Source organism: Streptomyces sp. SM11, from assembly GCF_002910905.1.
GTDB lineage: Bacteria > Actinomycetota > Actinomycetes > Streptomycetales > Streptomycetaceae > Streptomyces.
Map to the genome: position 1 here is coordinate 1 of NZ_NEUE01000280.1, position 14938 is coordinate 14938.

Consider the following 14938-nt stretch of genomic DNA (forward strand, 5'->3'; position numbering starts at 1 on the left):
AGGAGAGCCGGCGTGAGCTTGAGGATCGTTGTCTGTGTGAAGTACGTGCCCGACGCGACCGGTGACCGGCGTTTCGCCGATGACCTGACGCTGGACCGTGAGGATGTCGACGGTCTGTTGTCGGAGCTGGACGAGTACGCGGTCGAGCAGGCGTTGCAGATCGCCGGCGAGGCGGACGATGCGGAGATCACCGTGGTGACGGTGGGTCCGGAGGATGCCAAGGACGCGTTGCGCAAGGCGTTGTCGATGGGTGCGGACAGGGCGGTGCACGTCGAGGACGACGGTCTGCACGGCAGCGATGTGATGGGGACGTCGCTGGTGCTGGCGAAGGCTGTGGAGAAGGCCGGGTATGACCTGGTGGTCTGCGGGATGGCGTCGACGGACGGTGTGATGGGTGTGCTGCCGGCGCTGCTGGCGGAGCGTCTGGGTGTGCCGCAGGTGACGCTGCTGTCCGAGGTCGCGGTGGACGGGGGTGTCGTGACGGGGCGGCGTGACGGTGACACGGCTTCCGAGCAGTTGGAGGCTTCGCTTCCGGCGGTGGTGTCGGTGACCGACCAGTCCGGTGAGGCGCGCTACCCGTCGTTCAAGGGGATCATGGCGGCGAAGAAGAAGCCGGTCGAGTCGCTGGACCTGGACGATCTGGGTCTGGACGCGGACGAGGTGGGTCTGGCGGGTGCGTGGACGGCGGTGGACTCCGCGACGGAGCGCCCGGCGCGTACGGCGGGCACGATCGTGAAGGACGAGGGTGAGGGCGGCCGGCAGCTCGCCGGGTTCCTCGCGGGCCAGAAGTTCATCTAGGTCCCGTGCCGTTCCTCTTCCCTCTCCCTCTCCCTCTCTCTTCTCTTTCTGGAGTGCGTTGTCATGGCTGAAGTTCTTGTTCTGGTCGATCATGTGGACGGTGCGGTCCGTAAGCCCACGCTGGAGCTGCTGACGCTGGCGCGTCGGATCGGTGACCCGGTCGCCGTCGCGCTGGGTGCGGGTGCGGGGGCGACGGCGTCGGTGCTGGGTGAGCACGGTGCGGTGAGGGTCCTGACCTCGGACGCCCCGGAGTTCGCGGAGTACCTGGTGGTCCCGAAGGTCGATGCGCTGCAGGCCGCGTTCGAGGCGGTCTCGCCGGTGGCTGTTCTGGTGGTGTCCTCGGCGGAGGGCAAGGAGATCGCGGCGCGGCTCGCGCTGCGGGCCGGCTCCGGGATCATCACGGACGCCACTGATCTGGAGGCCGGTGAGGAGGGTGTCGTGGCGACGCAGGCGGCGTTCGCCGCCTCGTACGCGACGAGGTCCCGGGTCTCCAGGGGGGTTCCGGTGATCACGGTGAAGCCGAACTCGGCTCCCGTGGAGCCGGCCCCGGCGGCGGGTGCGGTCGAGGCGCTGCCGGTGTCGTTCGGTGCCGCGGCGACGGGTACGAGGGTCACCTCGCGGACGCCGCGTGAGTCGACCGGGCGCCCGGAGCTGACGGAGGCGGCGATCGTGGTCTCGGGTGGCCGTGGGGTCAACGGTGCGGAGAACTTCCCCGTCATCGAGGCGCTCGCGGACAGTCTGGGTGCCGCGGTGGGCGCTTCGCGTGCGGCGGTGGACGCGGGCTGGTACCCGCACACCTCCCAGGTCGGGCAGACGGGCAAGTCGGTCTCCCCGCAGCTGTACATCGCCTCGGGCATCTCCGGTGCGATCCAGCACCGGGCGGGCATGCAGACCTCGAAGACGATCGTCGCGATCAACAAGGACGCCGAGGCCCCGATCTTCGAACTCGTCGACTACGGCGTCGTCGGCGACCTCTTCGCCGTCGTCCCCCAGCTCACCGAGGAGATCAACGCCCGCAAGGGCTGATCCCCGGAGAACAGACCCGCCCCGGGCCGCACGGTGAACCCCACCGTGCGGCCCGTCCGCGTCTTCACCGTCGTTCTTCGGCGGCCGGGCGTGACGACATGTCCCGGTCGTCACGGTCCCGGTCGTTCCGGTCCCGGTCATTCGGGTCCCGGTCCTCACGGTCCTGTGTGCCGAGCCCGAACGTGGTGAAGGCCGTGCGCTCGGGCAGTGGGTAGAACTCCTTGCCCGTCAGCGCGTTGACGATGACGGCGGAACGCCAGGCGGCCAGGCCCAGGTCCGGTGCGCCGACGCCGTGAGTGTGCCGTTCGGCGTTCTGCACGAAGACGGAACCGGTGATCTCCGGTGCGAGGACGAGCCGTTGGGCCGGGTCGACCTGCGGACGTCCGGCCTCGTCGCGGACGATGTACGGGTCGAGAGCGGCGAGCAGCTTGTCGACGGGGCGCTCCCGGTAGCCGGTGGCGAGGACGACGGCGTCGGTGACGAGCCGGCCACGCGCCTCCTGCTGACCGTGCTCGACGCTCAGTTCGACGCGCCCCGCCCCGGTGGTGGCGGCGCCGGTGACCTCGATGCCGGGGGTCAGCGTGACGTCGGGCCAGCCGCCGCCGAGGCTGCGCCGGTACAGCTCGTCGTGGATGTCCCCGAGCGTGTCCCCGCTGACGCCCTTGTACAGCTGCCACTGGCGGGGCAGGAGCCGGTCCCGGGTGGCCTGCGGAAGTCCGTGGAAGTAGCGGGTGTAGTCGGGGGTGAACTGCTCCAGGCCGATCTTGCTGTACTCCATGGGCGCGAACGCCGGCGTACGGGCCAGCCAGGTCAGCCCCTCCGCCCCCTCGGGCCGGGACCGCAGCAGGTCCAGCAGGACTTCGGCGCCCGACTGGCCCGATCCGACGACGGTGATGTGGCGGGCGGCCAGCAGCCGGTCCCGCTGGGAGAGGTAGTCCGCGGAGTGCAGGACGACGGCGGCCGGGTCCCGGGCCAGCTCCCGCAGCGGCTCGGGGACGTGGGGCGCCGTGCCGACACCGAGGGCGAGGTTGCGGGCGTGAGCGAGCCCGGTCGTGAGGGTCTCCCCGTCGGGTCCCACCCGGGTGAACTCCACGGCGAACGCGTCCTGTCCGGGGTCCCACGCCACTGCGTCGACCCGGTGGCCGAAGCGGGTGGCGGGGAGTTCGGTGCTCACCCAGCGCAGATAGCTGTCGAACTCGAGGCGGTGGATGTGCAAGCGCTCGGCGAAGTAGAACGGGAAGAGCCTGCGGCGGATCTTGAGGTAATTGAGGTAGGACCAGGGGCTGGTGGGCTCGACGAGACTCACCAGATCGGCGAGGAAAGGCACTTGGAGGGTCGCGCCCCCGATGAGCAGCCCGGGGTGCCAGTGGAAGGCGGCGCGCTGTTCGTGGAAGACGGTGCGCAGCCCGGGGACGCCGTCGGCGAGCGCGGCGAGCGAGAGGTTGAAGGGCCCTGCCCCCACCCCCAGCAGATCGAGGGGCGGCATGCGCGGTCCGGGCGTCATCGGGTTCCTCCGGCGGGGATCGCTGGGGCAGGGGGTCGTCCCGGTCGAGTCGAGCGCATCGTCAACGTCATGGCGACAGCCTTTCCGCGGCAGGGGCATCGGTACCTTCGGCCGACGGGCCTTCGCTCACAGCACGGTCCGCCGCGGCTTCGGTCGCGGCACGGTCCGCCGCCGCCGTGACGAGGTCGAGCAGCGGAAGCAGGTCGGCCGTCGCGGCACTCGGGTGCAGCAGGGTGGCCTTCAGCCACAGGCGGAGCCGGCCGTCGCCGTCCTCCGCCACCGCTCGGCCCAGGACGGCGCGTCCCTCGGCGAGCAGAGTGCGGCGGACAGCGGCGACCACGGCGTCGCCCGCCTCGTCGGGCAGCGCGTCGGCCACCGTCGGCCGGAACAGCACGGTGCTGATCCCGATCCCGCCGGGCCGACGGCGCAGTGCGGGTCGCGCGTCCACGGCCTCGCCGAACTCGTGGGCCGTACGCACGCAGTGCTCCACCAGTTCGCCGAGTCCACGGCGTCCGAGCGCCCGGAAAGTCACCGCCATCTTCAGGGCGTCGGGGCGCCGGGTCGTGCGGATCGAGCGGCCCAGCAGGTCTGGAAGTCCGGCCTCCGTGTCGTCGTCGGCGTTGAGGTAGTCGGCGCGCAGGGAAAGCGGCGCGAGCATCCCGACGTCCGCGACGGCCAGCACCCCGGCGGCGACCGGCTGCCAGCCGAGTTTGTGCAGGTCGAACGTTACGGAAGCGGCGTGCTCCAGCCCCGCGAGCTGAGGCGCCAGGCGCTCGCTGAACAGCAGCGGACCACCGTACGCGGCATCGACGTGGAGCTGCGCCGCGTGCCGTTCGGCGATGCGAACGATCTCCGGGAGCGGGTCGACGCGCCCCTCGTCGGTCGTTCCGGCGGTGGCGACGACCAGGACCGGCGCTCCGGCGAGGGCGGCCAGGGCGCGGTCCAGGGCGGCCGGGTCGATCCGGCCGTCGCGGCAGGCGACGACCGTGGGAGCGGGCAGACCGAGTATCCAGGCGGCGCGGTGGACGCTGTGGTGGGCGTTGGCACCGGTCACCACCCGCAGGGAAGGGGATGTCGCTCCCTGTGCCGCTCGTTCCCGGGCGAGGAGCAGGGCGACCAGGTTGGACTCGGTGCCACCACTGGTGATGAGCGCGTCAGGGGCCGGGGCCGTCGGGTGGACGAGCCGGGCCAGTGCGGCGGTGGTCAGCTCCTCGATCACTCCGGCGGCGGGCGCCTGGTCCCAGGAGTCCATGGAGGGGTTGAGGGCCGCCCCCGCCAGGTCCGCCGCGACGGCCACGGCGAGCGGCGGGCAGTGCAGATGCGCGACGCAGGCGGGGTCGGCCGGATCGGCGGCCCCTTCCGCGACCGCGCGGACCAGGTCCCCGAGCGCGGCTTCGGGGCCGACGCCCTTCTCCGGCAGGACCGGGGCGCAGAGGGCGCGGGTACTCAGGGCCACGGCCTCGGGCCCTCCGGCGGGCAGCGGCCCGCCCCGGGCGCGGGCGGCGTTCTCCAGCGCGTCCAGGACGATCGCGGTGAGGTCCCGCAGCCGTCCCGGCCCGTGCACACCGCCCGCGACGAGGCCTCCCCGCACGCCCTTCGCGCCGGGTGCCGACGGCGTACCGGCGCTCACGCCCCACGTTCCAAGGAAGGTCCACCGGGGAGTGGGAGCGGAGCAGGCGGCATAGCGAAGCCCTTCGGTCGGAGTGCGCGGCGGGTCGTACGGAAGCGGGGTCCACGCGCAGGGCGACACCGGGGCGGAAGATCCACCACCGGACATTCAGCGGTTAGGCTAACCTAACTCCGAGGGTGCGAACGACAGGCGGCCCGCCGGGTCATGGAAGCTACTTCGCATACCAGGGGCCGAAGTTGTTGGGACCCGCCTCCGCTGCCCGGCGCAGCGCGTCCGTGGAGCCCAGCAGATCGGGCGGCAGATAGCCGGATCGTACGCCGAGTTCCCATCCGTGCACCTGGACGGCGAGGGCGGCCAGGGCGAGGGCATCGAGCGGCAGCAGGGTGCGGGGGGCCGGGTGGGGCCCCACACCCTCCCGGTAGGTGTCGAGCCGGACCGCCAACGCCTGCTCGAATGCCTGCTGTTCGTCGTCGAGGAGCACGCGCAGCAGCCGCCGATCAGGGGTCGGTGTGCCCGCGGCGTCCAGCACGGCGGCCGCTTGTGCCCGCTCGACGGCATCGGGCTTGCGCAGCGGCACGGTGGGCCAGTGGCGGGGCTGGGGGCCCTCCGCCCAGGTCAGGTAGAGGCACAGAGCGTCCATCGCGGCGAGATCCGCCGGGTCCGATGAAGAGGCGAGCGGTGAGTACGGCACTCCTTCGTGGATCTCGGGCGCGTAGTCGTCCCACAGCAGCAGGCCGACCACCCGCTGCCAGTCCCATACGAGTCCGCTGACCAGGGAGGTCGCGAAGGCGTCGAGCCAGGTCCGGACCGAGGGGGCCTGCGCGCCCGCGTGACCGAAGGCAGCGCTGAAGGATATGTCCTCGGTGCTGAGCTTCTCACCGATCAGCGGGAAGGGGATCTCCTGGTCGCCGTCGGGAAAGCAGCCGACGCTCAACTCCCCCATGCGGCACTCCGCCGCCGTGCGCAGCGCGGAGCGCGCCACATCGTCGAGCGCGGCCTCCCGCACAGCGCGGGCGGCGACGTGGTCGAGCAGTTCGTCGGCCGCTTCGGCCATGCGTCTGGGGGCCGGGTCGTCGTAACGCATCAGATGCCACCGACCCGCGACGCGCCCGACGATGCCCTCCGACGCCTCGTCCAGGCGCCTGGCGTCCACCTCATGACACGTCACTTCCCGCACGTACCCCGTCCTTTCGTGACCTTCGATCCGGAAGCGGCACGCTATCAGCGGGCTCGGACACCCGCCGGTCCGTACGGGTGCGGCCCGGTGCGGGGCGGCGGCGGCCGTCCCGCACCGGGCCGGTCTCACGCCGCTTCGGTGGGCAGCTCCGCGCGGATCTCCCGCGCGGCGGCGACCAGGTTCTCCAGGGAGGCCCGGGTCTCGGGCCAGCCACGGGTCTTCAGGCCGCAGTCGGGGTTCACCCACAGGCGCTCGGCCGGAATGGCCTCAAGTCCCCCGCGCAGCAGAGCCGCTGCCTCTTCCGTGCTGGGGATGCGCGGCGAGTGGATGTCGTAGACGCCGGGTCCGGCCTCACGGGGGTAGCCGTGGAGGGCCAGTTCTCGGGCGACCCGCATGTGGGAGCGGGCGGCCTCCAGGCTGATGACGTCGGCGTCGAGGTCGTCGATGGCCTGGACGATGTCGCCGAACTCCGCGTAGCACATGTGGGTGTGGATCTGGGTGTCCGGCCGCACGCCGGCGGTGGCGAGCCGGAAGGACTCGGTCGCCCACTCCAGGTACGCGGCGTGCTCGGCGGCCCGCAGCGGGAGCGTCTCGCGCAGGGCCGGCTCGTCGACCTGGATGACCGAAGTGCCGCTCGCCTCCAGATCGTTCACCTCGTCGCGCAGGGCGAGGGCCACCTGGCGGGCTGTCTCGCCCAGCGGCTGGTCGTCACGGACGAAGGACCAGGCGAGCATGGTGACCGGGCCGGTGAGCATGCCCTTGACGGGGCGCTCGGTCAACGACTGCGCGTACGTGGTCCAGCGCACCGTCATCGGCTCGGGACGCGAGACGTCACCCGCGAGGACCGGCGGCCGGACGTAGCGGGTGCCGTAGGACTGGACCCAGCCGTGCCGGGTGGCGAGGTAGCCGGTGAGCTGCTCGGCGAAGTACTGGACCATGTCGTTGCGTTCGGGCTCACCATGCACGAGAACGTCCAGCCCGGCCTTCTCCTGGAAGGAGAGGACCTCGCTGATCTCGTCCTTGATGCGCTCCTCGTAACCCGCCTCGTCGATGCGACCGGCACTCAGGTCCGCGCGGGCGGTGCGCAGTTCGGTGGTCTGCGGGAACGAGCCGATGGTGGTCGTCGGCAACAATGGCAGCCCGAGGTGGGCACGCTGGGCGACGGTCCGCTCGGCGTACGGCTCGGAGCGGCGGCCGTCGGCTTCGGTGATGGCCGCCGTACGGGCCCGGACGGCCAGGTCGCGGGCGATGACGGCGTCGGTGCGGGAGGCCAGGTCGGCCCGGTTGGCAGCGAGTTCGGCGGCGATGGCCCCGGTGCCACCGGACAGACCACGCGCCAGGACGACGATCTCCTGGGCCTTCTGCTTGGCAAAGGCGAGCCAGCGGGCGATCCGCGGGTCGATGTCGTGCTCGGCGTCCGCGTCCAGCGGGACGTGCAGCAGGGAGCAGGAGGCGGAAACGTCGACCCGGTCGGCGAGGCCGAGGAGGGTGCCGAGGATGGCGAGGGACTTCTCGTAGTCGTTGATCCAGACGTTGCGGCCGTTGACGACACCGGCGACCAGGCGCTTGCCGGGCAGTCCGCCAGCCGCCGCGAGGGCGTCGAGGTTCCCGGCGCCGGACTCGGTGAAGTCGAGCGCCAGCCCGTCGACGGGGGCCTTGGCGAGGACCGGCAGCGCCTCGCCGAGCCGCCCGAAGTAGGAGCCGACCAGGAACTTCGGCCGGTCGGTGAGTTCGCCGAGCTCGCGGTAGGCGCGGGCGGCGGCGTTCAGCTCGGCCGGGGTGCGGTCCTGGACGAGGGCGGGCTCGTCCAGCTGCACCCATTCCGCGCCCGCCGCACGCAGGTCGGCGAGGACCTCGGCGTACACGGGGAGCAGCCGGTCCAGCAGGGTCAGCGGCTCGAAGTCGGCGGCCACACCGGGGGCGGCCTTGGCGAGCAGGAGGTAGGTGACTGGGCCGACGAGGACCGGGCGCGGAGTGTGGCCGAGCGCCAGGGCTTCTCCGAACTCCGCGACCTGCTTGGCGGAGTCGGCGGCGAACACCGTGTCCGGGCCCAACTCGGGCACCAGATAGTGATAGTTGGTGTCGAACCACTTCGTCATCTCCAGCGGCGCGACGTCCTGCGTGCCGCGTGCCATGGCGAAGTAGCCGTCGAGGGCGTCGGCGCGGACGGCTTCGCGGTGCCGCTCGGGAACGGCGCCGACCATGACGCTGGTGTCCAGGACATGGTCGTAGTACGAGAAGTCACCGGTCGGCACGTCGTGGACGCCGACCTCGGCGAGCTGCTGCCAGGTTCCCCGGCGCAGTTCGGCGGCGGTCTGCCGGAGGGCGTCCGCGCCGACACGGCCCTTCCAGTAGCCCTCGACGGCCTTCTTCAGTTCACGGTGCTGTCCCTGGCGGGGGTAGCCGTACACGGTGGCCCGTGCTGCCGCGGCTGCGGGCTTCGCTGTCACGTGACTCTCCTTCGCGAGCGTGTCTGCTGTCGCAGATCCCGGTACGGGACGCGGACGCGAAGGGATGACGCGTAGGGCGGACACCGGGACACGGCGAACCGTGCCCGTCCACCTGACGGTTACGCCGACCCGCCCACGAGGTCACCGGGATCTCCGCACGCGAACGGTCGCGTGCGGGCAGCGGGCAGGTCTTCGGACTCGCGGGCACGTCTGCCGGAGGCAGACACCTACTGGCCGTCGCTTCCCAGGCCCGGCCGGGCCCAGTGCGTATGACGGCGGTCGTTCCCACTCACCGCTGCGGGGCAGTCCCGGATTCCCACCGGGTTCCCTCTTACGACACCCCGTCTGGCGGACAGGGCGAACCAGCTGCACCGGTCAGCCTAAGGGGGCTTCTGTCCGGCGCACACCGTTGTTCACGCTTCGGACGGTGATGTGGGACACGACCCGGCCCTCACTTGGCGCCGGGCCGGGCCGGGTGCCGCGCGGCGGCCGACCGCGGGCCACGCGCAGGTTCTCTGTTCGTTCGACCGTTCGTCAGTGGCTCGCTGACCACCGGTCAGGTCGCTCGGGTCGACTGGGCGTGACAGTGACACAGATGTAACCGAATGGCGTAGGGACTGCGGAACCACAGAGCGTCACAAGCCGTTCTTCTTCCCACTACACGGCCGCCGACCCGCGGCGAGGCCGACCGAGGAAACGGAAACGTCAGATGAAGAAGACAGTCGGGTGGGCCCAGGACGGCGACGACTGGACGATCACCGTGAACGGCACGCTGTATCGCGCCGTCGAGCGGCCGACGGACGGCCGGGTGCACGACTACTTGGTTCGGGGCAGCGACCTGACCGCCGAATGCCCCAGCCTGGGGCACGGACTCGGCGCGATCCGGGCGCACGAGTCCCGCGGCTGACGCCGCACCGGTCCGACGACGAGGTGCGGCGGCCGGGGTCGCCCGCGCCTCGACGCGGACCTTTCAGCCGTTCGTACGATCCGCGCCATCCGTACGGTTCACGCCGCCCGCACCGGCCGTACCGCCGGTGCCGCCCGTGCTCTGCGTACTGTCCGCGTCGACCGGCCCCCGGCGCAGCAGATAGGTGTCCATGATCCAGCCGTGCCGTTCGCGGGCCTCCGCGCGCAGCTGGCTGATCCGGCCGGCGACCTCGTCGAGCGGGCCGGAGACCAGGATCTCGTCGGGGGTGCCGATATACGCGCCCCAGTGGATCCACAGGCCCTTGCCCGTCAGGTGGGTGAAGCTCTCGTGGCCGTCGAGCATCACGACGATGTCGCCGTCGTCCTCGGGAAATCCCTGGGCGAGACGCCTGCCGGGGGTGATGTGGATGGGGCCGCCGACCTGGTTCAGGGTGACGCGGTGACGTGCGGCGAGAGCGGAGACGCTACTGATGCCGGGGATCACCTCGTGGCCGAACTGCACCGTGCCCCGGCCCAGAATGTCGTCGAGGATCGCGAGGGTGCTGTCGTACAGGGACGGGTCGCCCCACACCAGGAAGGCTCCGCACTGTCCCGGCGCGAGTTCCTCGATGATCAGGCGTTCGCAGATGTCGGCGCGGCGGTGACGCCAGTCGTGCACCGCCGAGGCGTAGCGCCCGCCGTCCCGCTGGGTGCGGTCCCGCCACGGGTCCTCGGCCTCGACGACGCGGTAGGGGCCGGTGAGGTGTTCGTCGAGGATGTCCCGCCGCAGCCGGGTCAGGGACCCCTTCTCCTTTCCCTTGCCGACCACGAAGAAGACGTCGGCCCGGCGCATGGCCTTCACCGCGGCGAGGGTCACGTGGTCGGGGTCGCCGGCGCCCATGCCGATGACGAGGATGTGGCGGGGTGCGTCGCTCATGTCGGCCGATCATGCCAGGAGCGGGACGGGGTGGACCTGCCAGGAGCGGGACGGGGTGGACCTGCCAGGACGTCCAGCCATGCGTTCGCGGGCAGAAGGGCGGCGCGGGTGGCGTACGGGCTGCGGACGCCGGCCGCACCCAACAGGCCCTGCGTCATCGCATCAGGGGACGGGGGCGGACAGCAGGGTGCCGTCCTCGAAGGTCAGGTAGAAGGAGCCGCCGGACACCAGGAGACTGGACGGCCGCATCAAGGGAGCGTCGACGGCCTCACCCTCCCGAGGCCAGCCGCGGAACGCGGACCGGCTCGCCACGGCCGTGCCGTGCTCCAGGTCGAACCCCCGCAGCCCGCCGGACCCGAACACCAGGACCCGGTCACCGGCCACGATGACGGAGTCCTCGTGGTTCCAGGTCAGCGACCACTGCTCGCGCCAGGTCCGCGGGTCGAGGGCACTGAGGTACGCGGAGCCCTTCGCCGTACCGCTGCCTCGCACGAACACCACTTCTTCGTGCCGCGCGCCGTGCAGCATGTCAACACGCGTGTCGCTGACCTTCCTGAGCGTTCGGGTCTCCCGCACCGCGTCCAGACAGGCGATGTACGGGTCGCCCCGCCCCGGGCGGGGACAGTGATCGGAGATCCTGTCCAGATCCTTGCCGGTCTTCGGGTCCAGGGTGCGTGTGTCCCCACCGGTCAGCCAGAGGCGGTCGCCCGCGATGTCCAACGAGTCGGCCCGCATGGAGGGCATGGCGCGTTCCCACTGCTTCTCGCGGTCCTCGACGGAATACGCGCGGAGGAACACGTCCCCGGCCTCGGCCAGCCCGCCCTCCGCGACGTAGGAGACGAAGAGCTGTCCTTCGTGGACCCGGGCAGCGGCCGACTGGTACCCCTTGCGGCCCGGCAGTCTGGCCACCCGCTTCCCTTCGCCGAGATCGAGCACGTCGACACCGGTACCGTCGGGCGAGGTGGTGTAGACGTGCCGGCTGTCCAGTTCGACGAAGGGCAATGATTCGACGCCCTCTCCGCCGTCGTCGGCGGGATAGCGCCACGCGGGTGTGCCGTCGGCCGCGTTCCTCGCCTCCAGGCGCCTCCACCTGCTGTCCTGGTCCCACAGGACGCAGACGAGCACGGTGCCGCTGAGCGAACAACGCGACGCGCTGCCCTTTCCTTCGACGGACGTGATCCACGGCTGCCAGCCTTCGGGCTGCAGCGTGCGGTCCAGCGCGTCCGGTCCAAAGTCGCCCGTTGTGTCAACGGCCACGGGGGCGGTGCGATCGGCGGCGGAGTCGGGCGGCGGTCCGGCGGGCGCCTTCCGGGGTGCCGGGGGTGCGAGGAGCGCCCGGCCCACGGCCGTCTCGTACGCGCGGATCGCGCCGAGCACGCCGTCCGGCCAGGGGAAGGGCTCCCGGCCGGGCACCCGCACGGCCCCCGGGCGGGCCGACGCGGCCTCCGGGTCCAGGGTGCGGATCAGGTCGTCCGTCGTCGGGCAGCGGCCGGGTTCCGGTCGCAGGCAGTCGGCCACGACCTCCCGCAATTCCTCGGGCACATGCGCGCGTTCAGCCTCGCCCTGCACGATACGGTGCACGCTCGCGGCGAGTTCGCTGTCCTCGAACGGCCCGTGTCCCGTGGCGGCGAAGCAGAGGACGGCGCAGAGGCAGAACACGTCGGACGCGGAGGTCACCGACCGGCCGCCCTCGATGTGCTCGGGGGACATGAAGCCCGGCGAGCCGACCATGATGCCGGTCGCGGTCAGCGCCGTCGCGTCGTAGGCCTGGGCGATGCCGAAGTCGATGAGCCGTGGGCCGGAGGCGCCGAGGACGACGTTGGCCGGCTTCAGGTCCCGGTGCACCAGTCGCGCCCCGTGCACGGCGGCCAGCCCCCGCGCGAGGTCCGCACCGAGCCGGCGCACCACGTCGACGGGCAGCGGGCCGTGCCGGGCCACCGCATCGGCGAGCGAGGGCCCGGCGACGTACTGGGTGGCCAGCCAGGGTCGTTCGGCCTCCGGTTCGGCGCCGACGAGCGCGGAGACGTACGGGCCGCGTACGGCACGCGCCGCCTCCGCCTCGCGCCGGAACCGGATCCTGAAGTCGCCCTCCAGATCCAGGTCACGGCGGACGGTCTTCAGCGCGACGAGGTCGTCGGGGCCGCCGTCCGGCGGCAGGGCGAGGTGGACCGTACCCATGCCGCCCGAGCCGAGACCGGCGAGCAGCCGGTACGGACCCACGTGGTACGGGGCATCGGCGTCGAGCGGGCGCAACACGGCGAACGGGCTCCAAGTCAGTTGCAGGGTAGGGGTTCCGGATGGCTGAGCAGTCGGGGACGGGCGCCTCAGGCGGGAAGCTTCATGGACCGCACGGTTCCGTCGTGGAAGATCACGAAGAGCGCTCCGCCCAGAGAGATCACTTGCGGCGCCCAGACCAGGTGCTCGGAGTAGAGGCCGGTCGGGCCTCGATCGCCCGGCCCGCCGTCGATCTCGTGCCGGGCCCGCTCACCGCGGTCCAACGGCAGTGTGTAGAGGTGGCGGTTGTCGACGAACATCGCCGTGTTGCCGACGATCACCGGATTCATGGAGGGGAATCCTCTTCCACTTTCCGCTTCCTTCCGGGGCGGGGCGACCGTGCGGGTCTTGTGCGGAGGGCCATGGGGTGTGAGCTCGACACGGCCATCGGCGCCGAACCGCACGCTGTACGTCGTGCCGTAGGCGGGAACCGCATCCTTCGCACCGTTCCCACCGAGAACGGTGCGCGAACCGTCTTCGTCGACCGACTGCAGAGTCACCGCGTCCAGCTTCACGGTGATCTCTTCACCTGTTCCGCCGGCCTTCGCGGGCTTCTCGGTGTCGCAGTAGATGTAGCCGTTGTTCACCAGCACGGCACCGCACAAGCCGTTCCCGGGCACCCCCATGGGAGTCGGCTCCCCGGTCCTCGCGTCGAACGCGGTCATCCCGCCGTCCGTCCGGGTGATGAGCCTGCCCTCCGTGAACGCGTCGGCGCCGTACATCCCGAATGCGACCAACGGCGCGTCGTGCGACACCAGGGACCGCTTCCAGAGGTGCTTCCCCGTGCGGACGTCGTAGGCGTAGACGGTCGCACTCGACCCGAAGCGCAGGGTGAAGAACGCGATGCCGTCGCCCAGCAGGGCCTTTCCGACGCTCTCCGCCTCGCGCCCGAGACCCGTGTCGTGTTCCCAGCGGACTTCTCCGTCGGCGGCGGACCGGCCGCGGACCATGCCGGCCTCGGCGGAGACGACTGTGTCGCCCTGGATCAGAGGGGCGCTGCCGTTGCCCGGAATGTGCATACCACGGTTGCCCCGGGCCGGCAGGCCGCCCGGGTCGGGCGACGCCGCGTTCCACAGCGGTTCCCCGTCGGACGCACGGACCGCCGCAAGGCCTCCGTCCAAAGTGCGGCAGACCAGCAACACGCGGCGGCCAGCGGACCCTCCTCGAACGGAGGCGTACCGCTCGCCGCATAGCACAGCACCGACGCCAGGCAGAAGATGTCCGACGCGGCCACCACATGCCGTCCGCCCCGCACGTGCTCCGGCGACATGTAGCCCGGCGACCCGACCATCACGCCGGTCGCCGTCATCGTGCCGGCCCCGAAGTCACGGGCGATACCGAAGTCGATGACCTTGGGTCCTTCGGCGCCGAGCAGGATGTTCGCCGGCTTCAGGTCGGGGTGCTGCACCCGCGCGTGGTGGATGCCGCGCAGCGCCCGTACGAGGCCGAGACCGAGGCGGTGGACCGTCTCGACAGGCAGTGGGCCCGCCGCGCGGACCGCCCGCTCCAGGGTCGGCCCCGCCACGTACTCGGTGGCCAGCCACGGCTCCGCCGCATCCGCGTCCGCGGCGAGCAGCCGGGCCGTGAATCGGCTGTCCACCGCGCGGGCCGTCTCCGTCTCCCGGCGGAAGCGGTCGCGCAGCGCCGGGTCGCCGACCAGCTCCGCCCGTACCGTCTTGACGGCCACGAGCTGCGGGCCGGTGTGGGCGCGCCGAGGCCGCGTATCGGCCCCCAGATACACCTCGCCCATGCCGCCCGCGCCGAGGCGGGCGAGGATCCGGTAGGGGCCGATACGGCGGGGGGAACGGTCCAGGAGTTCACCGAGCATGCTGTCGTACCCTCCGCCCGCACATCGTCGGGCGCGTGCGGGCGACGCCCGGGGCGTGGACCGTGGGTGGTGATGGCGTGGCTCCGGCCAGACGCCCCTGCACGTCTCGTCCCCCTGTTGAGATGTCACTGGTCATCACGGCGTATCCGGTGATCACCCTCGCATGCGGGCGTGCCGCAGGCCACCCCACGGGTCGGGGACGATGGTCGATCCGGCCGCCAAACAAGCCTGATCGACCGGCAGTCGGGGTGCGACGCGGTACGCGGGCAGGCATCCGTCCCGGTCGCGACGCCGCCGCTCCGTCGCCACCCCATCGCCGCGCACCCGCGCCGTCACGCCGGTCCGGGAACCGCCCGCCCGCCGCGATCGAGTCCGCCCGCGGCAGCTTCGCCGACGCCTGCGAGCGAA

General features: G+C 71.9%; 10 protein-coding genes, 1 pseudogene and 1 riboswitch. Of the genes and pseudogenes, 3 read left to right on the top strand and 8 right to left on the bottom strand.

Going from position 1 to position 14938, the window contains the following annotated elements; genetic code table 11:
* Positions 1 to 12 precede the first annotated feature (12 nt).
* Positions 13 to 798: an electron transfer flavoprotein subunit beta/FixA family protein gene (locus B9S58_RS30790; RefSeq protein ID WP_103531570.1), complete on the top strand. Its 786-nt coding sequence runs from the start codon at positions 13 to 15 to the stop codon at positions 796 to 798.
* 63 nt (positions 799 to 861) lie between these two features.
* Positions 862 to 1824 (top strand): electron transfer flavoprotein subunit alpha/FixB family protein, encoded by a 963-nt coding sequence (locus tag B9S58_RS30795; RefSeq protein WP_103531571.1) that lies wholly within the window; start codon positions 862 to 864, stop codon positions 1822 to 1824.
* 64 nt (positions 1825 to 1888) lie between these two features.
* Here B9S58_RS30795 and B9S58_RS30800 read toward each other — a convergent pair whose 3' ends face one another.
* From B9S58_RS30800 to metE, 4 genes are all read right to left on the bottom strand, one after another.
* Entirely contained in the window at positions 1889 to 3328 is a 1440-nt protein-coding gene (locus tag B9S58_RS30800) for a lysine N(6)-hydroxylase/L-ornithine N(5)-oxygenase family protein (RefSeq protein WP_103535222.1), read from the bottom strand.
* Between the two features lie 67 nt (positions 3329 to 3395).
* Positions 3396 to 4958, bottom strand: a complete 1563-nt coding sequence (locus B9S58_RS30805) for an aminotransferase class V-fold PLP-dependent enzyme (RefSeq protein ID WP_103535223.1) — start codon at positions 4956 to 4958, stop codon at positions 3396 to 3398.
* Positions 4959 to 5169: 211 nt separating this feature from the next.
* Positions 5170 to 6135, bottom strand: coding sequence for an immunity 49 family protein (locus B9S58_RS30810; RefSeq protein ID WP_103535224.1), 966 nt, complete (start codon positions 6133 to 6135; stop codon positions 5170 to 5172).
* Between the two features lie 125 nt (positions 6136 to 6260).
* Complete coding sequence (gene metE, locus B9S58_RS30815) at positions 6261 to 8585, bottom strand: 5-methyltetrahydropteroyltriglutamate--homocysteine S-methyltransferase (RefSeq protein ID WP_103535225.1); 2325 nt, start codon at positions 8583 to 8585, stop codon at positions 6261 to 6263.
* A 165-nt stretch (positions 8586 to 8750) separates the two neighbouring features.
* Positions 8751 to 8967, bottom strand: a riboswitch (cobalamin riboswitch).
* 327 nt (positions 8968 to 9294) lie between these two features.
* Between metE and B9S58_RS30820 the strand changes: the two genes are divergently transcribed.
* Entirely contained in the window at positions 9295 to 9492 is a 198-nt protein-coding gene (locus B9S58_RS30820; protein WP_097870613.1) for a hypothetical protein, read from the top strand.
* A gap of 63 nt (positions 9493 to 9555) precedes the next feature.
* On the opposite strand, the gene cobF is transcribed toward B9S58_RS30820, so the two are convergent.
* The 4 genes and pseudogenes from cobF to B9S58_RS39635 all read right to left on the bottom strand — a co-directional run.
* The gene (gene cobF / locus B9S58_RS30825) at positions 9556 to 10428 is read right to left on the bottom strand and encodes a precorrin-6A synthase (deacetylating) (protein WP_103535226.1); all 873 of its coding nucleotides are present in this window, start codon (positions 10426 to 10428) and stop codon (positions 9556 to 9558) included.
* 162 nt (positions 10429 to 10590) lie between these two features.
* Positions 10591 to 12684: a protein kinase gene (locus B9S58_RS30830; protein WP_103535227.1), complete on the bottom strand. Its 2094-nt coding sequence runs from the start codon at positions 12682 to 12684 to the stop codon at positions 10591 to 10593.
* 68 nt (positions 12685 to 12752) lie between these two features.
* Complete coding sequence (locus tag B9S58_RS30835; RefSeq protein ID WP_103535228.1) at positions 12753 to 13898, bottom strand: PQQ-binding-like beta-propeller repeat protein; 1146 nt, start codon at positions 13896 to 13898, stop codon at positions 12753 to 12755.
* Positions 13877 to 14530: pseudogene (locus B9S58_RS39635) on the bottom strand (serine/threonine-protein kinase); the annotation flags it as partial. The pseudogene B9S58_RS39635 and the gene B9S58_RS30835, both read right to left, overlap by 22 nt.
* Positions 14531 to 14938: the final 408 nt, after the last annotated feature.

Bases quoted from the DNA above. Each gene is read 5' to 3' on its own strand.
- B9S58_RS30820 (WP_097870613.1), top strand. From the start codon at position 9,295: ATGAAGAAGACAGTCGGGTGGGCCCAGGACGGCGACGACTGGACGATC.
- B9S58_RS30795 (WP_103531571.1), top strand. From the start codon at position 862: ATGGCTGAAGTTCTTGTTCTGGTCGATCATGTGGACGGTGCGGTCCGT.
- B9S58_RS30800 (WP_103535222.1), bottom strand. From the start codon at position 3,328: ATGACGCCCGGACCGCGCATGCCGCCCCTCGATCTGCTGGGGGTGGGG.
- cobF (WP_103535226.1), bottom strand. From the start codon at position 10,428: ATGAGCGACGCACCCCGCCACATCCTCGTCATCGGCATGGGCGCCGGC.